This is a genomic window from Bradyrhizobium shewense, from assembly GCF_900094605.1.
Lineage (GTDB): Bacteria > Pseudomonadota > Alphaproteobacteria > Rhizobiales > Xanthobacteraceae > Bradyrhizobium > Bradyrhizobium shewense.
Window position 1 is genome coordinate 111463 of the sequence record NZ_FMAI01000015.1, and the last position, 22300, is coordinate 133762.

General features: G+C 64.8%; 17 protein-coding genes and 1 tRNA gene. 8 read left to right on the forward strand and 10 right to left on the reverse strand.

Features of this window, described 5'->3' with window-relative positions:
* Window positions 1-12 precede the first annotated feature (12 nt).
* Window positions 13-1041: a CBASS cGAMP-activated phospholipase gene (locus GA0061098_RS26445; RefSeq protein ID WP_165637613.1), complete on the forward strand. Its 1029-nt coding sequence runs from the start codon at window positions 13-15 to the stop codon at window positions 1039-1041.
* Between the two features lie 58 nt (window positions 1042-1099).
* Here the strand turns inward: GA0061098_RS26445 and GA0061098_RS26450 are convergent.
* The 3 genes from GA0061098_RS26450 to GA0061098_RS26460 form a co-directional block, all read right to left on the reverse strand.
* Window positions 1100-1175: transfer RNA gene (locus GA0061098_RS26450), tRNA-Lys, on the reverse strand.
* A 433-nt stretch (window positions 1176-1608) separates the two neighbouring features.
* A complete protein-coding gene (locus GA0061098_RS26455) occupies window positions 1609-4275 on the reverse strand; it encodes a glycosyltransferase (protein WP_091963475.1) in 2667 nt (888 codons plus the stop codon).
* 217 nt (window positions 4276-4492) lie between these two features.
* Window positions 4493-5086, reverse strand: a complete 594-nt coding sequence (locus GA0061098_RS26460; RefSeq protein ID WP_091963477.1) for a beta-1-3, beta-1-6-glucan biosynthesis protein — start codon at window positions 5084-5086, stop codon at window positions 4493-4495.
* 368 nt (window positions 5087-5454) lie between these two features.
* Between GA0061098_RS26460 and GA0061098_RS26465 the strand changes: the two genes are divergently transcribed.
* Window positions 5455-7014 carry a glycoside hydrolase family 17 protein gene (locus tag GA0061098_RS26465; protein ID WP_165637614.1) on the forward strand — a complete coding sequence of 520 codons (1560 nt, stop codon included), beginning with the start codon at window positions 5455-5457 and terminating at the stop codon, window positions 7012-7014.
* Here GA0061098_RS26465 and GA0061098_RS26470 read toward each other — a convergent pair.
* The 5 genes from GA0061098_RS26470 to GA0061098_RS26485 all read right to left on the reverse strand — a co-directional run bounded on the left by GA0061098_RS26470 (window position 6974) and on the right by GA0061098_RS26485 (window position 10145).
* Window positions 6974-7354, reverse strand: a complete 381-nt coding sequence (locus GA0061098_RS26470) for a hypothetical protein (RefSeq protein WP_018317956.1) — start codon at window positions 7352-7354, stop codon at window positions 6974-6976. The two genes, GA0061098_RS26465 and GA0061098_RS26470, sit on opposite strands and share 41 nt — an antisense overlap.
* A 91-nt stretch (window positions 7355-7445) precedes the next feature.
* Window positions 7446-7601 carry a hypothetical protein gene (locus tag GA0061098_RS45175; protein ID WP_165637615.1) on the reverse strand — a complete coding sequence of 52 codons (156 nt, stop codon included), beginning with the start codon at window positions 7599-7601 and terminating at the stop codon, window positions 7446-7448.
* A 74-nt stretch (window positions 7602-7675) separates the two neighbouring features.
* Complete coding sequence (locus GA0061098_RS26475) at window positions 7676-8116, reverse strand: MgtC/SapB family protein (RefSeq protein WP_018317958.1); 441 nt, start codon at window positions 8114-8116, stop codon at window positions 7676-7678.
* A 232-nt stretch (window positions 8117-8348) separates the two neighbouring features.
* Entirely contained in the window at window positions 8349-8606 is a 258-nt protein-coding gene (locus GA0061098_RS26480) for a hypothetical protein (RefSeq protein WP_091963707.1), read from the reverse strand.
* A gap of 177 nt (window positions 8607-8783) precedes the next feature.
* Window positions 8784-10145, reverse strand: a complete 1362-nt coding sequence (locus GA0061098_RS26485) for a hypothetical protein (RefSeq protein ID WP_091963483.1) — start codon at window positions 10143-10145, stop codon at window positions 8784-8786.
* A 172-nt stretch (window positions 10146-10317) separates the two neighbouring features.
* On the opposite strand from GA0061098_RS26485, the gene glmU reads away from it, so the two are divergent.
* Window positions 10318-11673, forward strand: coding sequence for a bifunctional UDP-N-acetylglucosamine diphosphorylase/glucosamine-1-phosphate N-acetyltransferase GlmU (gene glmU, locus GA0061098_RS26490; RefSeq protein WP_091963486.1), 1356 nt, complete (start codon window positions 10318-10320; stop codon window positions 11671-11673).
* A gap of 152 nt (window positions 11674-11825) precedes the next feature.
* On the opposite strand, the gene GA0061098_RS26495 is transcribed toward glmU, so the two are convergent.
* Entirely contained in the window at window positions 11826-12044 is a 219-nt protein-coding gene (locus GA0061098_RS26495; protein WP_091963711.1) for a hypothetical protein, read from the reverse strand.
* A 221-nt stretch (window positions 12045-12265) separates the two neighbouring features.
* On the opposite strand from GA0061098_RS26495, the gene glmS reads away from it, so the two are divergent.
* The 3 genes from glmS (at window position 12266) to GA0061098_RS26510 (ending at window position 15910) form a co-directional block, all read left to right on the forward strand.
* Complete coding sequence (gene glmS, locus GA0061098_RS26500; RefSeq protein ID WP_091963489.1) at window positions 12266-14092, forward strand: glutamine--fructose-6-phosphate transaminase (isomerizing); 1827 nt, start codon at window positions 12266-12268, stop codon at window positions 14090-14092.
* An 84-nt stretch (window positions 14093-14176) separates the two neighbouring features.
* Entirely contained in the window at window positions 14177-14947 is a 771-nt protein-coding gene (locus GA0061098_RS26505; protein WP_018317964.1) for a DUF502 domain-containing protein, read from the forward strand.
* A gap of 105 nt (window positions 14948-15052) precedes the next feature.
* Entirely contained in the window at window positions 15053-15910 is an 858-nt protein-coding gene (locus GA0061098_RS26510) for an NAD(P)-dependent oxidoreductase (RefSeq protein WP_091963713.1), read from the forward strand.
* Window positions 15911-16063: 153 nt separating this feature from the next.
* On the opposite strand, the gene recG is transcribed toward GA0061098_RS26510, so the two are convergent.
* Window positions 16064-18172: an ATP-dependent DNA helicase RecG gene (gene recG / locus GA0061098_RS26515; RefSeq protein WP_091963492.1), complete on the reverse strand. Its 2109-nt coding sequence runs from the start codon at window positions 18170-18172 to the stop codon at window positions 16064-16066.
* Between the two features lie 193 nt (window positions 18173-18365).
* On the opposite strand from recG, the gene GA0061098_RS26520 reads away from it, so the two are divergent.
* Both GA0061098_RS26520 and mfd read left to right on the forward strand, forming a co-directional pair.
* On the forward strand, window positions 18366-18656 hold the full coding sequence (locus GA0061098_RS26520) for an FAD assembly factor SdhE (RefSeq protein ID WP_091963496.1): 291 nt from the start codon (window positions 18366-18368) through the stop codon (window positions 18654-18656).
* The gene (gene mfd / locus GA0061098_RS26525; RefSeq protein WP_091963499.1) at window positions 18653-22171 is read left to right on the forward strand and encodes a transcription-repair coupling factor; all 3519 of its coding nucleotides are present in this window, start codon (window positions 18653-18655) and stop codon (window positions 22169-22171) included. The genes GA0061098_RS26520 and mfd overlap by 4 nt, the downstream gene beginning before the upstream one ends.
* The last annotated feature ends 129 nt before the right edge of the window (window positions 22172-22300 follow it).

Sequence of the window (22300 nt, forward strand, 5' to 3'; positions counted from 1 at the left end):
ACACATCCGGGCTTGCGTGATCCTCTGCCGTGGCCAGAGGATAAACCCTTTCGCATTCTTTCAATCGACGGCGGAGGAATCCGAGGGATACTGCCTGCTGCAATCCTGACGCAGCTTGAAGAACGATATCTCCAAGGCCGCAGTATCGGAGACTTCTTCGACATGATCGTCGGCACATCAACCGGCGGCATCATTGCCCTCGGGTTGTCCATCGGTAAAGCCGCGAGCACGATCCTAGATTTGTATATGCTCAACGGCAGTAAAGTATTTCCGCCGACTTTCTGGAATTTTCTCAAGATACGTTCTGCGTGGAGATGGACGCAAGCGGTTCAGAACCATCGGTATGATCCAGACATCCTCAAAGCCCTCCTCGATTCCGTATTTGGTTCATTGACGGTCGGGAATGCATTGCGACGGCTTTGCATTCCCTCCTTTGATGGCTTTACCGAGGTGAATGTCTTTAAGACGCCTCACCACAAAGATTACCGCTTAGACTGGAGGGAGAGCATGCTCACGGTCGCAATGGCGACGGCGGCTGCGCCGACCTTCTTTCCTGTGTATCGGAGCGGAGAGCGGATGTTCGCAGATGGAGGCGTCTGGGCGAACAATCCGGTCATGATCGGCCTCGTCGATGCCCTTGTCTGTTATCAGCTTCAACGGCGTCAGGTGCATATCTTGTCGCTAGGTACAGGCGACACCGAAATGCCTTTTACAAAGGGGCAGCTTCTCCATGGGGGGCTTTGGGATTGGAAAGAGATCATCATGTCGGCGATGCATCTGCAAAGTCAGAACGCCATCGGACAGGCTGGACTTTTGATCGGTCGAGATCAATTGATGCGCGTAAATGCTCCGCCGCCCACGCAGAAGGAAAAGCCTATCGACTTGGATGATTACGTGAGAGCGAGCAGCGAACTTCCTACTGTGGCCAGCCGATTGGTCGACAGCTTCGGAGACGCAATCAGAGACAGATTCCTATTTGCTCCAGCCGACCCGTATCAACCATTTCACGGGCCTCGCCTAATCGACCCCGACCTAATCTAGACCTAATCTCGGGCATCCCGTCGATCGCACCGGTTTCGGCACAAGTCATTGATTTTTTTGGTGAGCGCGCTGGGGCTCGAACCCAGGACCCCGTGATTAAAAGTCACGTGCTCTACCGGCTGAGCTACGCGCTCCCATGGCCGCTGATGGCACGCAGAGATCGCCATCGTGGTCGGACATTCGAGAAGCATGTCTTGCCGCTACGCTTAAGCTGGCGTCGCGGGGAAAAACCGGCTGTTTCCGGATCATGCTTTCGGCCCGCGCTGTGTAGGGGGATGGGGCGCTGAGGTCAATAGCTTGGGTGGTTGCTGAAAGACTTGGCAGGAGCGGGGATTTGGTTGCTCCCTCCGCTGGTTAGGCGGGGAGTTTCAACCTGAATGGCGGGCCGTCATCCACGCTGAACTGCGGGAGGTCGCCGGAAGAGTTCGGCCTGCATGGTTCGAGACGCCCGTTTTGGCGGGCTCCTCACCATGAGGGTTTGACAATCTCGCCGCGGGCTCGACCTCATCGTGAGGGCCCGCCGGAGGCGGACGTCTCGAAGGATGGCCGCAGGCGGACCTCAGCCCGTCACTGGGTTTCCCGCCGCACCTCGTTCGGCACGGGCTGCGGCGTGCCGGGGGCCGGCAGCGCGACCGGACGCAGGCCGATCAGCTCGGCGGTGCGGATCGCGCTGTCGCGCCAGAACTGGAACGAGTTGATGCGGCTGAGCTCGAGGATGGCGATGGCGACGGCGGCCAGGAACGGCAGGCTTTGCAGCACCAGCACGCCGGCGAAGATGTAGATCTCCGTGATCTGGCGGTAGCTGTTGGAGGCGATCAGCACGCCGGCGCCGATCAGCAGCAGGGTGCCGATCACGGCCTCCCAGAACGCCTGGAACTCGATCGACATCCTGGACAGACCGCCCTTGGAGGTGCGGGCGAAGGCGATGTGCTCGGTGATGAGGCCCTGCGCCACCGCGCGCGACACCGTCCACTGCACGCTCATGGCCGCGATCATGGCGCCCAGCATCTGGCCGGGCTTGATGGCGACGCGGGCGCGGTACATCGACAGGAAGTGCGCCAGCGAGACGATGAAGGCGCCGATGATCGGCAGCGTCAGGATCTTGTCGGGGATGGCGATGTCGGCGAAGGCGACGATCGGCACCCAGACGAGGTTGAGCAGCGCCACGACCACGCCGAGGCTTTCCGCGCCCAGCCAGTTCAGCCAGCCCAGGCCATATTCGCGTTTCTGGTCGGGCGTCAGCCGGCTTTTGCCGGGCAGGAAGTAGCGCCAGTGCTTCTTCACGATCTGGAGGCCGCCATAGGCCCAGCGGTGACGCTGCTTCTTGAAGGCCTCGTAGGTGTCGGGGAGGAGGCCCTGGCCGTAGCGGTGGTTCGTGTAGTGCGTGGTCCAGCCGAGCTCCTGGATCGCAAGGCCGAGATCTGAATCCTCGCAGATCGTGTCGGACGACCAGCCGCCGGCCATGTCCATCGCCGCGCGGCGGATCAGGCACATCGTGCCGTGCACGATGATGGCGTTGGCCTCGTTGCGCTGGACCATGCCGATGTCGAAGAAGCCGGCATATTCGCCGTTCATGATGTAGTGCATGATCGACAGATCGCCGTCGCGATGTTCCTGCGGCGCCTGCACGAGGCCGACACGCGCATCTGCGAAGGCAGGCACGAGATCCTTCAGCCAGTCGGGATCGACGGCATAGTCGGCGTCGAGGATGCCGATGATCTCGGCATCGGCGGCTGTGCGGTCCATCGCAATCCGAAGAGCGCCGGCCTTGAAGCCCTGGACTTTCTCGGCGTTGATGAACTTGAAGCGTTCGCCAAGCGCGCGGCAATGGTCCTGAATCGGCTGCCAGAAGGCGGGGTCCGGCGTGTTGTTGATGATGACCACGCATTCGTAGTTCGGATAGTTCAGCCGCGACAGCGCATCCAGCGTCTGCTTGAGCATCTCGACCGGCTCGAAATAAGCGGGGATGTGGATCGAGACCTTCGGGCAGTAATTCTCGGGAACGTTATCGACCGGCTTGCCCTTGCTGAGCAGCCGCTGCGGCGACCGGCCGAAGGCGACCGCTGCGATCTCGTCGATGCGCGCCATCGCAATGAGGACGAGCGGAACAAGCAGGATCATGCCGAGCGTCAGCGCGAAGGCCGAGCCGAAGATGAAGTAATGGCTGTTCCAGAACGCGAACACGGTCGCGGCCCAGGCGCCGACGCCGTTGGCGGTCGCCGACAGCAGGAAGGCCTGCTTCGCGGTCGGCTTTTCAATCCGCAGGATCGGAAGCGACAGCAGGATGCCGACCAGGAGCGCGATGCCCATCAGCTTCCAATAGTCGGGGTTCTCGACCGGACCGGTCCAGGCGAATTTCGGCTCGCGGCTGGCATTGAGGATGCCCCAGTACGGACCGACGCCGCCTTCGAAGAATTTCCAGGGCTGATCGATGGCTTCGACGATGTTGTATTCCATGCCGATGGCTTCGGCGCGGCTGACGAAGTTGCGCAGGATCAGCGCCTGCTGGAACGCACCCGGGTCGGCGTTGCGCAAATTGTAGCCCTGGCTCGGCCAGCCGAACTCGGCGATCACGATGCGCTTGCCGGGGAACAGGTTGCGCAAGAGATTGTAGCGGTCGACGGCCTGGTCGACTGCCTGGTCGGAGCGGAAGTTTTCCCAGTAGGGCAGCACGTGGGCGGCGATGAAATCGACGCTGGAGCCGAGGTCGGGATTGTCGCGCCAGATGTTCCAGATCTCGCCGGTGGTGACGGGCACGCGGACCGAGCCCTTCACCTTCTTGATCATGTCGATGAGGTCTTCGACCTTCTGCTCGCCGCGGTAGATCACTTCGTTGCCGACGACGACGCCGACGACGTTGCTGTTCTTGCGGGCGAGCTCGATGGCGGCCTTGATCTCGCGCTCGTTGCGATCCTTGTCCTTGTCGATCCAGGCGCCGACGGTGACCTTGAGGCCGAACTCGGCCGCGATCGGCGGCACCAGTTCGACGCCGCCGGTCGACGAATAGAGGCGGATCGCGCGCGTCATGGTCGACAGCGTCTTCAGGTCGGCGCGGATTTTCTCGACCGTCGGGATGTTGTCGATGTCGGGGTGGGCCGAGCCTTCGAACGGCGCGTAGGAGACGCTGGGCAACAGGCCCCTGAAATCAGGCGCGGGTTCCTTGTCGCGCAAGACTCCCCATAGCCCGGCGTGAAGCGCAGACACGAGCAACAGAACGGCGGCGACAACGCGCATCGCGGCTAAACCAAAAGGGGCTGAGGGGGCAGGGAAGCGGATCCGACCCCGAGATCCGACCAAGTCCGCGGCAAAGGGAGCATATCTCCGCCGCACGGTTTCACAACTGTCATGGCCTCATGTCCTTATGAGGGCATGGCCTTTTTCGAACGACGCGCGGCGGTGCCAACCGCGTCTATGGCCGATCGTTCCTGAACGACAGCTGAAACGATCGCGGCTATTTCTGGGGCGCCGGCGTCGGGCTTGCCGCGGGCGAGGGGCTGGCGGCCGGCTGCGGGGACGGCGCATTGCCTGATGCCGGCGCCGCCGGCTGCGAGGCGCTCGCCGCCGCCTGCTGCGGCTGGGCCGCCGGGTTGATCCAGCAGGCGTGCACGCGGCTGTCCAGGGTCTCGGCGACCTTGGGATCGATCTGGCCGCCGAAGCGGGTCAGGCAGCGGAAGGCGGCCTGGATGTGGCCGCCGGGACAGCCGAAGCGGTCGTAGAGGTCGAGATGGCGGAACGCGGTATCGAGGTCATCCCGCCACATCAGGCGCACCACGCGCCGGCCGAGCCAGACGCATTCGGGGTTGCCGGCCGGGCCGCTGATGACCTGGGCGGCTTCGGCGAATTCGTCGGTACGGCGCTGGTTCTGGGCCGCATCCTTGGCGGCGTCGGCGGGCTGGGCGGCGGCCTTGCCCTGGTCCGGTGCGGGCGTGCCGCTCTGGGCGGAGGCGCCACCGAGACCGGCGAGAACGAGAAGGCAGGAGACGGTCAAGGTGGCGGCGAACTGCCGCAGGACCGCATTTCGTGACTCGAACACCCGTTGCCGCATGAATTCCCCAATGTATCCGCTGGCCGTCCGCGTCAGGATCCCGCGGACGCGCCGGTGATGGCGTCCAAATGGGTCTCCAATGCGGCGGAAAAGTCTTTCGGAGTCCATGACCTGTATTTGGAATTTTGTCCAGCAAAGTCACGATGCTAGGCCCCGGTCGAACGGCCGCAGCCCAATTCCTTTGGGGCAGGCGCGGATCCTTAAGTGTGGATCGGCATTTGGACACCCGCTTGGACACCCTCTTTGGACACCCCCTTGGCAGACGGCGTGCAAGCAGGTAATCGACGGACCCTTCGCGGAGGACGGAACCGATTTCTCTTCGTACGCCACTGGCGCTTCTGCTCGTTTCACTGGGTGCGATTGCTGCCGTGTGGTGGTGGTTGGCGACGCCGATCACGCTCGCGCGCGCCCCGATCGATCCCGCCGAGAAGGTCCAATGCGTCTCCTACGCGCCGTTCCGCGGCGAGCAGACGCCGCTGAACGCGTGGACTCATATCGACGCCGAGCAGATCGAGCAGGATCTGCGCCAGCTCAAGGAAATCACCGACTGCGTCCGCACCTATTCGATGGAGAACGGGCTCGACCAGGTGCCGGCGATCGCTGCCAAGGTCGGCGGGCTGAAAGTGCTGCAGGGCATCTGGCTTTCCAGCAACCGCAGCAAGAATTTTGAGCAGGCCGCGCTCGCCATTCGTCTCACCAAGGAATTCCCCGCCATCATCACCGCCGTCATCGTCGGCAACGAGGTGCTGCTGCGCGGTGAGATGACGACGGCGGACCTCGTCGCGATCATCCGCATGGTGAAGACGCAGGTCAGCGTGCCCGTCACCTATGCCGACGTCTGGGAATTCTGGCTGAAGAACCGCGAGGTCTATGACGCCGTCGACTTCGTCACCATTCACATCCTGCCTTATTGGGAGGATATGCCGGTGAAGGCGAAGTTCGCCGCCGCCCATGTCGAGGCGATCCGCGAGCGCATGGCGGTGGCGTTTCCGGGCAAGGAAATCCTGATCGGCGAGACCGGCTGGCCGAGCGAAGGGCGCATGCGCGACGGCGCGCTGCCCTCACGCACCAACCAGGCGCGGGTGGTCTCGGAAATCCTCAGCTTAGCGAAGGCGCAGAAGTTTCGCGTCAACCTGATCGAGTCCTACGACCAGCCGTGGAAGCGCAAGCTGGAAGGCACCGTCGGCGGCTATTGGGGCCTGTACGACTCGGTGCGCCGCAGCTTGAAATATCCGCCGGGCGAGCCGATCAGCAATTTCCCGTACTGGAAATGGTACATGGGCACCGGCATGGGCCTTTCCGTGCTGGTGTTCGCGGTCGCGCTCATCACACTGCGCCGGCGGCCGTGGACGCCGCGTTTCTCGGCCTGGCTCGGCGTCGCCATCTCGGCGACGACGGCAGGGAGCCTGCTCGGGATCGGCACCGACAAGCTTTATTATGAGAGCTACGGCATCGGCGGCTGGCTGCTCTGGGGGGCGCTCCTCGCGGCCGGCATCCTGTCGCCGATCTTCTGCGCGCAGGCGATGGTGATCGGCCGCAGCCTTCCGACCTTCCTCGATCTGCTCGGTCCGCGCGAGGGCCGCAAATGGTCGAAGCTCACCGCCGTGCTAGGTCTGACGCTCGCGGTGACGGCGGTGATCGCGGCGGCGACCGCGCTCGGCTTCGTGTTCGACCCGCGCTACAAGGATTTCCCCTACGCCGCGCTGACGATGGCGGTGGTGCCGTTCGCGCTTTTGATGCTGAACCGGCCGCAGATCGGCCAGCGTCCGATCGCGGAATCGGTGTTCGCGGGTGTGCTGGCGCTGTCGGCGGTTTTCGTGCTCTTCAACGAAGGCCGCGACAATTGGCAGTCGCTGTGGACTTGCACGATCTACCTGTTGTTCGCGCTTACGCTGTGGCGGGCGCGGGCCGAGCAAACCCAAGAATGAACAGGCCGATCGCCAGGCCCGACAGCACGACATTGTAGAGTACGATGCCGAGGCCGGCGGCGATGATGCCGACGGTGAGCAGCACGATCGACGGCCGCATCAGGTTCAGCGTCGCAACCACCAGCGCGACGATGCCGAACACCGAATTCTTGAACAGCACCGTCGAGACCGACCGCGCCTTGCAGATCATCGTCTGCAGCCCGGCGTCGCAGGCGAGAGCGACCTGCGACAGCTCGATCGCGAGGTAGCGCAGATAGAGCGCATAGCCGACGGACGCGAAGCCGACGACGATCAGGAACTGCACCTGGTAGGGCGAGAGGCGGAAGGGCTTTTTTGTCATGGCGGCAATATGGTCGCGATGGCGCGGGCAGGCAACAGGGCAGGCGATGTTTCTGTTGATCCGGCTCGCCCAAGGCGTGCGCGAGGGGCCGTCAAAGCCGGCCTTGTGTCGCCCGATTCTGGTCCGCGAGCCGTCGCTCGTATTTCTCAGCCAATGCGAGCAGGCGTTTCCTGATATAGGGATCCGCCTGCTCGGCCAGCTCGCGGATCAACGCGAGTTGCTCCCGCAGAAAATTCGCGTCCGTCATCTCCGCTCCGAATCAAATTCGTCGCGGATACTGCCGCCTTGCGCGGAGCTCTTCCGTATCATTTGGTATGTCCGCTATTTCAATCCCAGCCGGCGCTCGACCCAACCGAGAACGAACAGCACGAGCAACGTGACGGCGATCGCTGCGGCGACCAGCAGCCAGGCTCCGAGCGCGCAGGCAATTCCAAGGCCCGCCGCAATCCAGACGGTTGCCGCGGTCGTGAGGCCGTGCACGGTCTTCGCCTTGGCGTCGTGCAGGATGACGCCGGCGCCGATGAAGCCGACGCCGGTCAGCACACCGGCAACGACGCCCTGAATGACCCGGGAGATCGCATCGGGGTGGTCGCGCAGATTCTGGAACTCGATCACGGAGATCGAGACCAGCGCGGAGCCGAGAGCCACCAGCGCCAGGGTGCGCATTCCCACCGGCTTGTCGTTCATGTCGCGGTCGATGCCGATCAGCAGTCCTGTTCCCGCCGCGACGAGAAGCCTCAGCACATCATCCAGTTCGTTCATCGAAGCTCGTGGGTTTCGGGAGATGGACGGCGCTTGGCGTGCGCCCGGCAGATCGGGACTAAACGTCCGCTTGGTGCGAAAGAGCCGCTGAGATCCGAGCGTCCGATGGTCGCATGCTCGCGCAACTCGGAGCGATCATCGACGATCAGGCAGCGCGAGCCGCGTTCGACAAGGCGATGGCGCCGACCAGTCCGGTCGACGCCATCTGTCAGAGTTGAACTCGAGCGCACCATCACTTCTTGCTGGTGTTCGAGCCCGTGGTGTTCTGCATCTTCTGTCCCGGTGCGCTTTCCGAGTGGCCCGGTCCCTTGGTGGTATTCGTCTGGTGACCAGGGGCGTATTCGGACGCGCCGGGTCCCGTCGAAGGCTTCTTTGTGTTGTGCATTTGCTGACCCGGTGCGTTGCTCGAAGCGCCCGGCGATTTCGTCGTTTGCGCAAGCGCCGGAGCTGCCGCCAGAAGCGCGGCCGTTGCGATGATCAATGTCTTCACGTGGGTTTCTCCCGAGGTCATGGAGGCGGGCGCGCGTGATTTCTCACATCGGCCGCTCCGGTTCACGACCGGGACAACTTGGCAATTGGCGGGTGGTTTCGCTTCTCGGACCGAAATTTAGGTTCATCGGCGCGCGCAAAAACACGCCGGCATTCACCGCCCGTTCAGGCGCAATGTTTACCGCCTGAAGAACGACGACAGCGTCGATCCCGCGGACGCCGACGCGGTCTCCGGCTTCGCCGGCGCCGGCTGTGCCGCAGGCGGGGGCGCGGGCTCTTCGCGCTTCGACGAGCGCTTGGAGGAGTAGTTGCGGCGGCGCTGCGGCTTTTCGGGCTTTGCGGTCGGCGCGGGCGCGGTTTCGGCTTGCGGGACCGCGTCCTGGTTCTTCTCGGCGTTCTTCTCTTGAACTCTGTCCTGGGACTTCTCCTGTCCCTTCTCCGAACCACCGCGCATCGACAGGCGCTGGCCGTCGAAGACGGTGGTCTCGCAGTGACGATCGTTCTCCGCGAGGCTCGCGCAGAATTTTGCGGCGGCGGCGGCGTTGACCAGCGGACCGGCACCCAGGCGAAGCTGCATGCCGAGCCCGGTGTTGCCTTCCTTGATCATGATGATCGGTCGCAGCGTTGCGATCTCCGGATTGGATTTGCTCAGGCCGCGCCAGAGCGCGCGCAGGCCGTCGATCGAATTGGCGCCGCCGAGGTCGATCGCAAAACGCGTCTGCTGGACCGCGATGGCGGGGGATTCGCTCTCGGCTGCCTCTGGTGCCTTCGCGGCCGTCGCGACGGCTTCGGTCGGGGCGGGCGCTGGCTCTACCTTCTTCTCGGCGGCCTTCTCGTTTGTCTCGGGTTGAATCAATTTCGATGCGGCCGGATCAGGCGGCGCCATGATCGACTTGGACGGCACCAGCGGTATGGTCGGCAGCGCCGAAGTCGTTGCCAGCGGCTGCTGCACGAGCGAGGCGGCGGCGGCAGTCTGCGCCGGCAGGCTCAACGGCTCCTTTGCAGTTTCCTTGAGCGTTTCCTTGGGCGTGTCCTTGGCGGCCTCGGTGCGGGGCTTGTCGCCGGCGGAGGCGGGGGTCGAGGCGACCGGCGCGACGCTGGGCGCCGTCGGCGCGGCATCCTGCGGCTTGCCGGGCTGCGGTGGTGTGGTGGGCTGCTTGGCGATGGCGCCGGTGACGGAATCGAGCCCTTGCTCGACCACGGTGACACGCGAATAGAGCCGGTCGCGATCCGTGTTCAGCGTCTCGATGGCGGCCGCGAGCCGGCGGGCCTCATTCTGGCTCTCCTTGGCCAGCGCCTGGAGCCGCTCTGCCTGGCGCGCGAGATCGGCGGACGCGACCTGGTCGCGCCGCCATCCAAGCTGGGCCTGGTTGGCCATCACCGCGATGACGACGGCGCCTACCGCCGCCACACCCCAGGAGCCAAGCCGCCACATCATGCGGCGGTCGAACGCGCTTTCCTCGGCCACAAGTCCGGAGAACAGCCCGCCGGTCTCCTTGGTGCCGAAGGCATCCGCCAGTGGATCGGAATCCTTTGCCATGAACGTTAAGTGCCCAGCCCTGTCCGGCTTCCTCGAATCAATCAGGGAACATTAACAGGAAAAGCGTGTCGCACTTGAATTCCGGGCGTTTGCGGGGGTAGCAAGGAAGAGCTTTTGAGGGGGCTGCCCGCCCGTCGCGCCAATTGATTCGGCCTTATCTGACAGGATTTCGATGACCGCCCGTTCCAGCCTCACGATCGTGCTCGCCGCCGGCGAAGGCACGCGCATGCGATCGAGCCTGCCGAAAGTGCTGCATCCGGTAGCCCACCAGACGCTGCTCGCCCACGTGCTCGCCGCGGCACCACAGGGAACCGGCACCTCGCTCACGGTCGTGATTGGCCCCGATCACCAGGCCGTCGCGGATGAGGCAAAGCGCATCCGCCCCGACGCGCTCACCTTCGTGCAGGCCGAGCGGCTCGGCACCGCGCATGCGGTGCTGGCGGCGCGCGAGGCGATCGCGCGGGGCGTGGACGATCTCCTTGTTGCCTTCGGCGATACGCCGCTGATCTCGGCCGAGACCTTTGCGCGGCTGCGCGCGCCGCTCGCCAAGGGCGCCGCGATTGCCGCGCTCGGCTTTCGCGCCGCCGATCCCACCGGCTATGGCCGCTTCATCGTCGAGGGCGAACGCCTGGTCGCGATCCGCGAGCAGGCCGATGCCAGCGCAGAGGAGCGCAAGATCGATTTGTGCAATGCCGGCGTGATGGCGATCGACGGTCGCCGGGCGCTCGCGATCCTGGACAAAATCGGCAATGCGAATTCCAAGGGCGAATATTATCTGACCGACGCCGTCGGCGTCGTCCGCGAACAGGGATGGGAGTCCGTGGTGATCGAGACCAGCGAGGATGAAGTGCGCGGCATCAACACCAAGGCGCAGCTTGCCGAAGCGGAAAGCGTGATGCAGGCGCGTTTGCGGAAGGCGGCGATGGAGGCCGGCGTCACGCTGATCGCACCCGAGACCGTTTATCTCGCCGCCGATACGGCGTTCGGCAAGGACGTGACGATCGAGCCTTTTGTGGTGATCGGCCCCGGCGTGTCGATCGCCGACGGCACCGTGATCCATTCCTTTTCGCACATCGTGCAGACGACGCTCGGCAAGAACGTTTCGATCGGCCCCTATGCGCGCTTAAGGCCGGGCACCTCGCTCGGCGACGGCGCGCGCATCGGCAATTTCGTGGAGACCAAGGCGGCGACGCTGGAGGCCGGCGTCAAGGTCAATCATCTCTCCTACATCGGTGACGCCACCGTCGGCGCCAATTCCAACATCGGCGCCGGCACCATCACCTGCAACTACGACGGCTTCAAGAAGCACAAGACTGTCATCGGGCAGGGCGCCTTCGTCGGTACCAATTCCTCGCTGGTCGCCCCGGTCAAAATCGGCAATGGCGCCTATATCGGCTCGGGCTCGGTCATCACCCGCGACGTGCCTGACGACGCCATGGCGCTGGAGCGCAACCAGCAGACCATCCGGGAAGGCGGCGCTGCGCGCTATCGCGAGCTGAAGACGGGCGGCAAGAAGCCGGAGAAATAGGCACTATTCTGTTGTGTCTCAGCACACTCCGCCCTCATCCTTGAGGGCCCGCTGGAGCGGGCGTCTCGAAGGAGGGCCGCGGGCGAGATGCAGACCTTCATGGTTCGAGACGCGCTCGCGCTCCTCACCATGGGGGTCTTCGTACATAGGCGCTATTCGTCGTCGGCGAATTCAGAGAAGATCGCGCGGGTCAGGCGCCAGCCGCGCGGCTTGGCGCGTTTGGCCGGCTCGCCTTCGGCGTGCTTCAGGAAGACCGGCTTGCTTTCCTTGCCGCGCTGGGGCGGCGGCCAATGCGCCAAATGCGTGCCCGTGGTCTCGCTGGCACGCAAGTAGATCGATGATAGACCTTTGCGGTCGGACGAGCCTTTCATGGCTTTGCTCTCCTGCACCGGAATCGTTGGTCAAACATATTGACAACAAGTTAACGTGCGCGGTTTAAGGCCGGCCAATTCGACGCAGGCGAAGCTCAGGTTGCGGTCCATGCTGTCTCAATCCGCAATAAATATTGAGTATATGGTTCCCTGGGATTTTCGCTAAAAACCGGGCGTGTCGTTTAGGCGATTTTTCGACGATTTGGGGGATAGTGATCCGCATGTGCGGGATTGTCGGCATTCTCGGGCGCGATCCGGTTGCAGAGCAGCTGGTGGATTCGCTCAAACGTCTTGAATATCGCGGCTATGACTCGGCGGGCGTCGCCACGCTCGAAGGCAAGCACCTCGAGCGCCGTCGCGCCGAGGGCAAGCTGAAGAACCTGGAGAAGCGGCTGGAAGCCGAGCCGCTCCAGGGCACCACCGGCATCGGCCACACCCGCTGGGCCACCCACGGCAAGCCCACCGTCAACAACGCCCATCCGCACGCGACCGAACGCGTCGCCGTGGTCCACAACGGCATCATCGAGAATTTCCGCGAGCTGCGCGAGGAGCTCGAGAAGAAGGGCACGGTGTTCCACACCGAGACCGACACTGAGATCGTGCTGCATCTGGTCGACGATTTGCTCACGCGCGGCAACAAGCCGGTCGAAGCCGTCAAGCTGGCGCTGGGGCGGCTCCGCGGCGCCTTCGCGCTCGGCTTCATCTTCGCCGGCGACGGCGACCTGATGATCGGCGCCCGCAACGGGCCGCCGCTGGCGATCGGCTATGGCGACGGCGAGATGTATCTCGGCTCCGACGCCATCGCGCTCGGCCCGTTCACCGACACGATCAGCTATCTCGAGGACGGCGACTGGGTGGTGCTGACCCGCAAGAGCGCGTCGATTTTCGACAAGGACGGTAATGCCGTCCAGCGCGACAAGATCAAGCATGCCGCCTCGACTTCGCTGGTCGACAAGGCGAACTATCGCCACTTCATGGCGAAGGAGATCCACGAGCAGCCGGAAGTGGTCGGCCATACCCTGGCGCGATACGTCGACATGGCGACCGAACGTGTCGCGCTGCCGGTCAAGCTGCCGTTCAACTTCAAGAACATCCAGCGCATCAACATTACAGCGTGCGGCACCGCGAGCTATGCCGGCTACGTCGCAAAATACTGGTTCGAGCGCTTTGCGCGCGTGCCTGTCGAGGTCGACGTCGCCTCCGAATTCCGCTACCGCGAGGCGCCCTTGCGCAAAGGCGATCTCGCCATCTTCATCTCGCAGTCGGGCGAGACCGCCGACACGCTGGCGGCACTGCGCTATGCCAAGGCCGAGGGCGTGCACACGGTCGCCGTCGTCAACGTGCCGACCTCGACGATCGCACGCGAGAGCGAGACCGTGCTGCAGACACTCGCGGGACCCGAGATCGGCGTCGCCTCGACCAAGGCCTTCACCTGCCAGCTCATGGTGCTGGCAAACCTTGCGATCGCGGCCGGCAAGGCTCGAGGCGAATTGTCCGACGAGGACGAGACCAAGCTGGTCCACGGCCTCGTCGAGGTCCCGCGCCTGATGGCGGATGCGCTCACCACCGAGCTGCAGATCGAAAAGCTCGCGCACAGGATCGCCAAGTCGCGCGACGTGCTCTATCTCGGCCGCGGCACCAGCTTCCCGCTCGCGCTCGAAGGCGCGCTGAAGCTGAAGGAGATCTCCTACATCCACGCCGAAGGCTATGCCGCCGGCGAGCTCAAGCACGGGCCGATCGCGCTGATCGACGAGACGATGCCTGTCGTCGTCATCGCGCCTCACGACCGGGTGTTCGAAAAGACGGTCTCCAACATGCAGGAGGTCGCCGCGCGCGGCGGCAACATCATCCTGATGACGGACGCGAAGGGCGCGGAAGAGGCGACCGTCGAGTCCCTCGTCACCATCGTCATGCCCGACATGGCGGCGGCCTTCACCCCGATGGTCTATGCCATTCCCGTGCAGCTGCTCGCCTATCACACGGCTGTCGTCATGGGGACCGACGTCGACCAACCTCGCAACCTCGCGAAATCGGTCACCGTGGAATAGGCAGAAGGGATATCAGGCGGTCGCGGTCTTCCAAAACCTGCTAGAAGACCCTAGTTTGTGTGCTGCGACCGACCTGGAACCCGAATGACCCCCCGCGACGACGCGCCTGCGCCTCTTGATCCCCTGCCGGAACCGCATACCGGGCTGATGGGCCGCTTCCGCAACTATTTTCTGACTGGCCTCGTGGTGACGGGGCCGATCGCCATCACCTTGTATCTGGTCTGGTGGTTCGTCACCTGGGTCGACGGCGTGGTGCGGCCGTTCGTGCCGCTGGCCTATCGGCCGGAAACCTACCTGCCGTATGTCGTTCCCGGCTGGGGCCTGGTCGTCGCATTTTTCACGCTGACGCTGGTCGGTTTCCTCGCAGCCAATCTGATCGGCCGCACGCTGGTCGATGTCGGCGAAACCTTCCTCGGCCGGATCCCGGCGGTGCGCGCCATCTATCGCGGCCTGAAACAGGTGTTCGAGACGCTGTTCTCGGGCAAGGGCTCGAGCTTCCGCAAAGTCGGGCTGGTCGAGTTTCCCTCGCCGGGCATGTGGTCGATCGTGCTGATCTCGCAATCGCCGAACGAGGACATCGCGCGCAACCTGCCGGGGCAGGAGGAGCACGTCTCGGTGTTCCTGCCGTGCTCGCCGAACCCGACCACCGGCTTCTTCTTCTATGTCCCCAAGAGCAAGATCATCGAGGTCGATCTCACCGCCGAGGATGCGGCGACGCTGATCATGTCGGCCGGCGTGGTGCAGCCGGGCTCGGCACCCGACCCCAAAAAGGCCGCGGCACTTGCGGGCATGGCCAATGCTGCGCGCATCGCCAACGCGTCGGCGCTTCAGCCCGAGCCTGCGAAGGTGGAGTAGGGCCATTCCGCTGCGGGATGGCCGCCGGTCACGCGCGCGTTCGCATCCTCTGATAGACTCCGGTTCGCCTGAGCGCTTCGCTCGGAATTCGATCTGGAGTACATGATGTCCAAGACCATTGCGATCCTCGCACCCGGCGCCATGGGCAGCGCCGTCGCCCGCCGCCTTAGTGAGCACGGCGCGCGCGTGCTGACGTCTTTGGAAGGGCGGAGCGAGGCGACGCGGAAACGCGCGGCGGATGCCGGCATGGTCGGCGCCGATGACAATCAAATTGCGGGCGTCGACATCATCCTCTCGATCGTGCCGCCGGGCGAAGGCGTCGCGCTGGCTGAACGGCTGGCCGCGCTGATCGTCAGGCGCGAGAAGAAGCCAATCGTGGTCGATTGCAACGCCGTCAACGTCGATACCGTGCAGAGAATTGAGGAGATCATCGGCTCGGCGCAGGCGCCGTTCGTCGATGGCGGCATCATCGGCTTTCCGCCGCAGCCCGGCGGTAAGAGCCCGGCCTTCTACCTGTCCGGGGAGCACGCCAAGGATGTTGCGGTACTGAAGGATTTCGGCCTCGACGTGCGCATCGTCGAGGGCCCGGTCGGCGCGGCGTCCGCTCTGAAAATGTCCTACGCCGGCATCGTCAAGGGCCTCGCCGGCATCGGCTCGGCCATGGTGGTTGCGGCGACGAAAGCGGGCGCAGCGGACGCGTTGCGTGACGAACTGGCGCTGAGCCAGCCGGCGGTCCTGGCGCGGCTCGAAGTCGCGCTGCCCGACATGATCCCGAAGGCCTATCGCTGGGTTGCCGAGATGCGCGAGATTTCCGGCTTCCTCGGCCCCGATCATCCGGCCAGCCAGATCTATGAAGGTTTTGCAAGATGGTTCGAGCATCTCGCCGAGGATGCAAATGGCGAGGCGGCGGATGCGGCGCTGATGAAGGCGTTTGCTGCGGGGATCGCGAAGAAGAAACCCTAGTCGCCCGCACCGTCGCTCCCACAGTTTGGTCGAAATGCGCGGGTCTGTGTCCATGCGCCATTGCGAGCGCAGCGGAGCAATCCAGTTCCATGGAGACGGCCTGGATTGCTTCGCTGCGCTCGCAATGACGAGGAGGAGACGTCGCGCTGAACCTCAGCCCGCCCCAATCAGCGGGATTGCCTCGTCGCGCTCATACAGATACAGCAGGCACCGCAGCGCTTCGCCGCGCTCGCCCTTCAGCTTTGGATCGTCCTTGAGGATGCGCAGTGCCTCGTCTCGCGCCTGGGTGATGAGCTGGCCGTGGACCTCCGAGCGCGCGATGCGGTAGCCGGGCAGGCCGCTCTGGCGCACGCCAAGCACGTCGCCTTCGCCGCGCAGCTTGAGATCTTCCTCGGCGATACGAAAACCGTCGGTGGTCTCCCGGATCACCTTCAGCCGCGCCTTCGACATCTCGCCGAGCGGCTCGGAGTAGAGCAGCAGGCAGGTCGAGGCCTCCGAGCCGCGTCCGATCCGGCCGCGCAGCTGGTGCAGCTGGGCGAGGCCAAAACGCTCGGCATTCTCGATCACCATGATGGTCGCCGCCGGCACATCGACGCCGACCTCGACCACGGTGGTCGCGACCAGAAGGCCGATCTCGTGGGCGGCGAACTGGCCCATCACGCGGTCCTTCTCGACGCCCTTCATCTGGCCGTGGACGAGGCCGACGCGCTCGCCGAACCGCTGCTGCAGGCTCTCGAAACGCTTCGTCGCATTGGTGAGGTGCTCGGTGCCCTCCGCCTCGGATTCCTCGACCAGCGGGCAGATCCAGTAGACCAGCTTGCCCGCCTGCAGCGCGCGGCCGATGCTATCCGTGACCTCGGCGAGGCGGCTGATCGAGATGGTGCGGGTTTCGATCGGCTGGCGGCCGGCCGGCTTTTCGCGCAGCTCGGAAATGTCCATGTCGCCGAAATAGGTCAGCACCAGCGTGCGCGGGATCGGCGTCGCGCTCAGCACAAGCACGTCGACCGCTTCGCCCTTGGACGTCAGCGCGAGGCGTTCGCGCACGCCAAAGCGATGCTGCTCGTCGACGATGGCGAGGGCGAGATCGTGGAAGATCACGTCGTCCTGGATCAGCGCATGGGTGCCGACCAGGAGGTCGATCTCGCCGGCTTCGAGCTGCGCCAGAAGTTCGCGCCGCTCCTTACCTTTTTCCCGGCCGGTGAGGATCGCGACCCGCATGCCGGCCCGTTCGGCGAGCGGGGCGATGGTCTTGATGTGCTGGCGCGCCAGGATTTCGGTCGGCGCCATTAGCGCCGCCTGCTTGCCCACTTCGGCAACGGCGGCGGCCGCGAGCAGCGCGACCACGGTCTTGCCGGAGCCGACGTCGCCCTGGAGCAGGCGCAACATGCGTACGGGTTGTTGCAGATCGCTGGCGATCGCCGCGGCCGCGTCACGCTGGGACAGCGTCAATGCATAGGGCAGGGCGTCGATGATCTTGCTGCGCAGGTGACCATCGCCGGCGTTGCGCACGCCGGCTGGCCGGCGCAATTGCGCGCGGATCAGAGCGAGCGCGAGCTGGCCGGCCAAAAGCTCGTCAAAGGCGAGACGCGACCAGAACGGCTGGTCAGGCAAAATGTCCGTGAGCTCAACCGGCTGGTGCACGCGGTTGAGCGCCTCGGTGATCGCAGGAAAATTGCAGCGGCGCATTACCTCCGGACTGATCCACTCCGGCAAGGCCGGCAGCTTCTGCAGCGCCTGGGCGATCGCGCGGCGGAGCGAGCCGAGCGCCAGGCCTTCCGTCAGCGGATAGACCGGATCGATCCCTGAGAGTTTCGAGATCGCCTCCTCGTCCAGCACGCGGTCGGGATGCACGATCTGCGGGATGCCGTCGTACATCTGCAGCGTGCCGGAGACGTAGCGCTTCTCCCCCATTGGCAGCAGTTTTTCGACATAGCCGGGCTTGGCGCGGAAGAAGGTCAGCACGACGTCGCCGGTGTCGTCGCTGGCATAGACGAGATAGGGGGCGCGCGCGTTGCGCGGTGGAGGCGGGCGGTGGCGGTCGACGGTGACCTCCAGCGTCACCATGGTTCCGACCGCGGCGTCGCGGATCTTCGGCCGGGCGCGGCGGTCGATGACCTGGCTCGGCAGATGCAGCAGCAGGTCGACCAGCCGCGGCGTCTCGCTGCGGCTGAGCAGGTACTGCAGCAGCTTGTCCTGCTTCGGACCGACGCCGGGCAGGCTGGTCACGGGAGCAAACATCGGATTGAGCAGGCTGGGGCGCATTCTCGCAACATTCGTCATGCGCGGGCTTGACCCGCGCATCCATCTTTTCAATGACGATGGATTGCCGGGTCAAGCCCGGCAATGACGGTCCCCAAACAATTGCAATAACAAAGGGCTGACACGACCGGTTCGAATGGCTATATCAGCCCCGCCCGGCACGTCCGGGCTTTCTGCGTTTGACTGGATTTGAGACATGACGGGAACGACACGATCGAGCAGCGGGCTGGACTATCGCCGCAAACGGCTTTTGTTCCGCTGCTGGCACCGCGGCACGCGCGAGATGGACCTGATCCTCGGCCGCTTTGCGGATGCCGAGATCGGCAATTTGTCCGACGCCGAGCTCGATGAGCTCGAGGCCCTGCTCGAGGTCAACGATCCCGATCTCTATGCCGCCATCACCGGTGACAAGGTGCTGCCGGCTGATGTCACCGGGGCGCTGTTTGCCCGCATCAAGGCCTATCCGATCGCGGACCGCGACGCATGAAGCAGGGGATGAAATCTCCGGCCGAGCTGCTTGCGCCCGGCCGTGTGCTGACGCTTGCCAATGTCGCGGAAGGCGCCGAAGGCCTGGTCGTCTCCGATCTCGCCCGCGCCATCGCGGCGCGGCCGAAGAAACCGGCCGTCAGCCTTGCCGTGGTCTGTCGCGACGGCCCGCGCATGCAGCAGCTCGAACGCGCGCTGCAGTTCTTCGCTCCCGATCTGCCGGTACTCCAGTTCCCGGCCTGGGACTGCCAGCCCTATGACCGCGTCTCGCCGCATGGCGGCATTTTGGCACAACGCCTGACCACGCTGGCGCGGCTGGCCTCGCTCACCGGCAGCGACAAGCCGCTGATCGTGCTTACCACGGTGAATGCGGTGGTGCAGCGCGTGCCGGCGCGCGAGCTCGTCGCGGCGCAGGCGCTCTCGGTCGCGCCCGGCAACGTGGTGCCGATGGACACCATCGTCGCCTGGCTCGAACACAACGGCTACAACCGTTCCTCGACCGTGCGCGAGCCCGGCGAATACGCCGTGCGCGGCGGCATTCTGGACCTGTTTCCGGCCGGCCTCGATCAGCCCGTCCGCTTCGACTTCTTCGGCGACAGCCTGGAATCAATCCGCTCCTTCGACGCCGAGACCCAGCGCACGCTGCTCGACATGCGCTCGCTCGATCTGGTGCCGATCTCGGAATTCCAGCTCGTCACCGACACGATCCGCCGCTTCCGCATGGGCTATGTCGCCGAGTTCGGCGCGCCCGAGCGCGACGATGCGCTGTACGAGGCCGTCAGTGAAGGCCGCCGCCATCCCGGCATGGAGCACTGGCTGCCGCTGTTCCAGGACCGGATGGACACGCTGTTCGACTATCTGCAAGGCGCGCCCATCGCGATCGAGCCGCAGGCCGAGGACGCCGTCCGCGAGCGCTTCAAGCAGATCCAGGACTACTACGAGGCGCGCCGCGATGCGATGGAGCATCCCGGCGGCGGCGCCATCTACAAGCCGCTGCCGCCGGACCGGCTCTATTTGACCGGCGAGGAATGGACCAAGCGCGAGAGCGACATGCCGCTGCTGCGGCTGACGCAGTTCTCGGTTCCGGCTGACGGGACCAGTGTCATCGACGCCGGTGCCCGCAAGGGCCGTGATTTCGCGCCGGAACGCAACGACACGACAGTCAACGTATTCGAAACCGTGGTCAGCCATGTGATGGCGCTGCACGCCCAGCGCAAGAAGGTCGTGATCGCGCTCTGGAGCGAAGGCTCGCGCGACCGCATGAATTCGATGTTGCGCGACCACAAGTTGGCCCACACCACCAGCGTCAACAGCTGGCGAACGGTGCAGGCCACCCCGCGCAACGAGACCATGCTCGCGGTGCTCGGCCTCGAAAGCGGTTTCGAGACCGACGAGATCGCGCTCATCAGCGAGCAGGATATTTTGGGCGACCGCCTGGTGCGGCCGCGCAAGGCCAGCCGCAAGCTCGACAATTTCATCTCGGAGATCACGAGCCTTGCCGCCGGCGACATCGTCGTCCACGTCGATCACGGCATTGGCCGCTTCGTCGGCCTGCAAACGCTGGACGTCGCGGGCGCGCCGCATGACTGTCTCGAACTGCACTATGCGGCCGAAACAAAACTGTTCCTGCCGGTCGAAAACATCGAGCTTCTGTCGCGCTACGGCTCCGACCAGACCACGGTCGAGCTTGATCGCCTCGGCGGCGGCGGCTGGCAGACCCGCAAGGCCAAGCTCAAGAATCGCATCCGCGAGATCGCGGGCGAATTGATCAAGATCGCCGCCGCGCGCCATCTGCACGAAGCGCCCAAGCTGCCGGTGCAGCAGGGCCTGTACGACGAGTTCTGCGCGCGCTTCCCGTATGACGAGACTGAGGACCAGCTAGGCGCGATCGAATCCACGCTGAAGGATCTCGAACTCGGCCGTCCCATGGATCGGCTGATCTGCGGGGACGTCGGTTTCGGCAAGACCGAGGTGGCGTTGCGCGCGGCCTTTGCCGTTGCGCTCGAAGGCAAGCAGGTCGCGGTCGTGGTGCCGACCACGCTGCTGGCGCGCCAGCACGCAAAGACCTTCACCGAGCGCTTCAAGGGCTTTCCGGTCAACGTGGCGCAGGCCTCGCGCCTGGTCGCGACCAAGGAACTCAATTTGGTCAAGAAGGGCATCGCCGACGGTTCGGTCGACATCGTCGTCGGCACCCACGCGTTGCTGGGCAAGGCGATCAAGTTCCGCGATCTCGGCCTCGTCATCGTCGACGAGGAGCAGCATTTTGGCGTCACTCACAAGGAGCGGCTGAAGGCGCTGCGCTCCGAGGTGCACGTGCTGACGCTGTCGGCAACGCCGATTCCGCGCACGCTGCAACTGGCACTGACGGGCGTCCGAGAGCTCTCGATCATTGCCTCGCCGCCGGTCGATCGCCTCGCGGTGCGCACCTTCGTCGCCCCGCACGATCCCTTGATGATCCGCGAGGCGCTGCTGCGTGAGCGCTATCGCGGCGGCCAGGCGTTCTATGTGGTGCCGCGCATCGACGACCTCGCCGAGGTCAAGGATTTCCTCGACAAGAACGTGCCGGAGATGAAGGTCGCGGTCGCGCACGGGCAGATGCCGCCCGCGGTGATCGAGGACATCATGACCGTGTTCTACGACGGCAAGTTCGACATCCTGCTGTCCACCACGATCGTCGAGTCCGGCCTCGACATTCCCAACGCCAACACGCTGATCGTGCACCGCGCCGACATGTTCGGCCTGGCCCAGCTCTATCAGCTGCGCGGCCGCGTCGGCCGCTCCAAGCTGCGGGCCTATGCGCTGTTCACGCTGCCGGCGCAGCAGAAGATCACCGCGCAGGCCGAGCGCCGTCTCACGGTGCTGCAATCGCTGGAGACGCTGGGCGCGGGCTTCCAGCTCGCCTCGCACGATCTCGACATCCGTGGTGCCGGCAATTTGCTTGGCGAGGAGCAGTCGGGCCACATCAAGGAGGTCGGCTTCGAGCTCTATCAGTCGATGCTGGAGGAGGCGATCGTCAACCTCAAGGCCGGCGTCTCCGAGCCCGCCGCCGACCGCTGGTCGCCGTCGATCACCATCGGCATGCCCGTGCTCATTCCGGAGGACTATGTCGGCGATCTCTCGGTGCGGCTGTCGCTGTACCGGCGCCTGGCCGATCTCGACACCGAGGAGGAGATCGAGAACTTTGGCGCGGAGATGCGCGATCGCTTCGGCGTGCTGCCGGACGAGGTGCGCTATCTGTTCAAGGTCGCCGCGATCAAAGCGTTCTGCCGCCGCGCCAACGTCGGGAAGATCGATGCCGGCCCGAAGGGCGCCGTCATCGCCTTCCGCGACAATTCCTTCGCCTATCCCGACCGCCTGGTGTCGTTCATCCGCAGCTACGGCCAGGCCGCCAAGGTGCGGCCCGACATGAAGGTGGTGTTCCTGCAGGATTGGGAGACGCCGGAGGAGCGTCTCGTTGGGACGACGGAGATCATGCGCCAGCTGGCGCAGCTCGCGGAGAGCAAGAAGGCGGCGTGAAGATTATCGTGTCCCGGACAAGCGCAGCGAAGCGGAGCGCAGAGCCGGGACCTAGTTCTTGGAGGCAATGGTGGGCCCCGGTTCAGCAGCGCACCGCGAAGGGCGCTGCGCTGCGCCCGGGGCACGAGA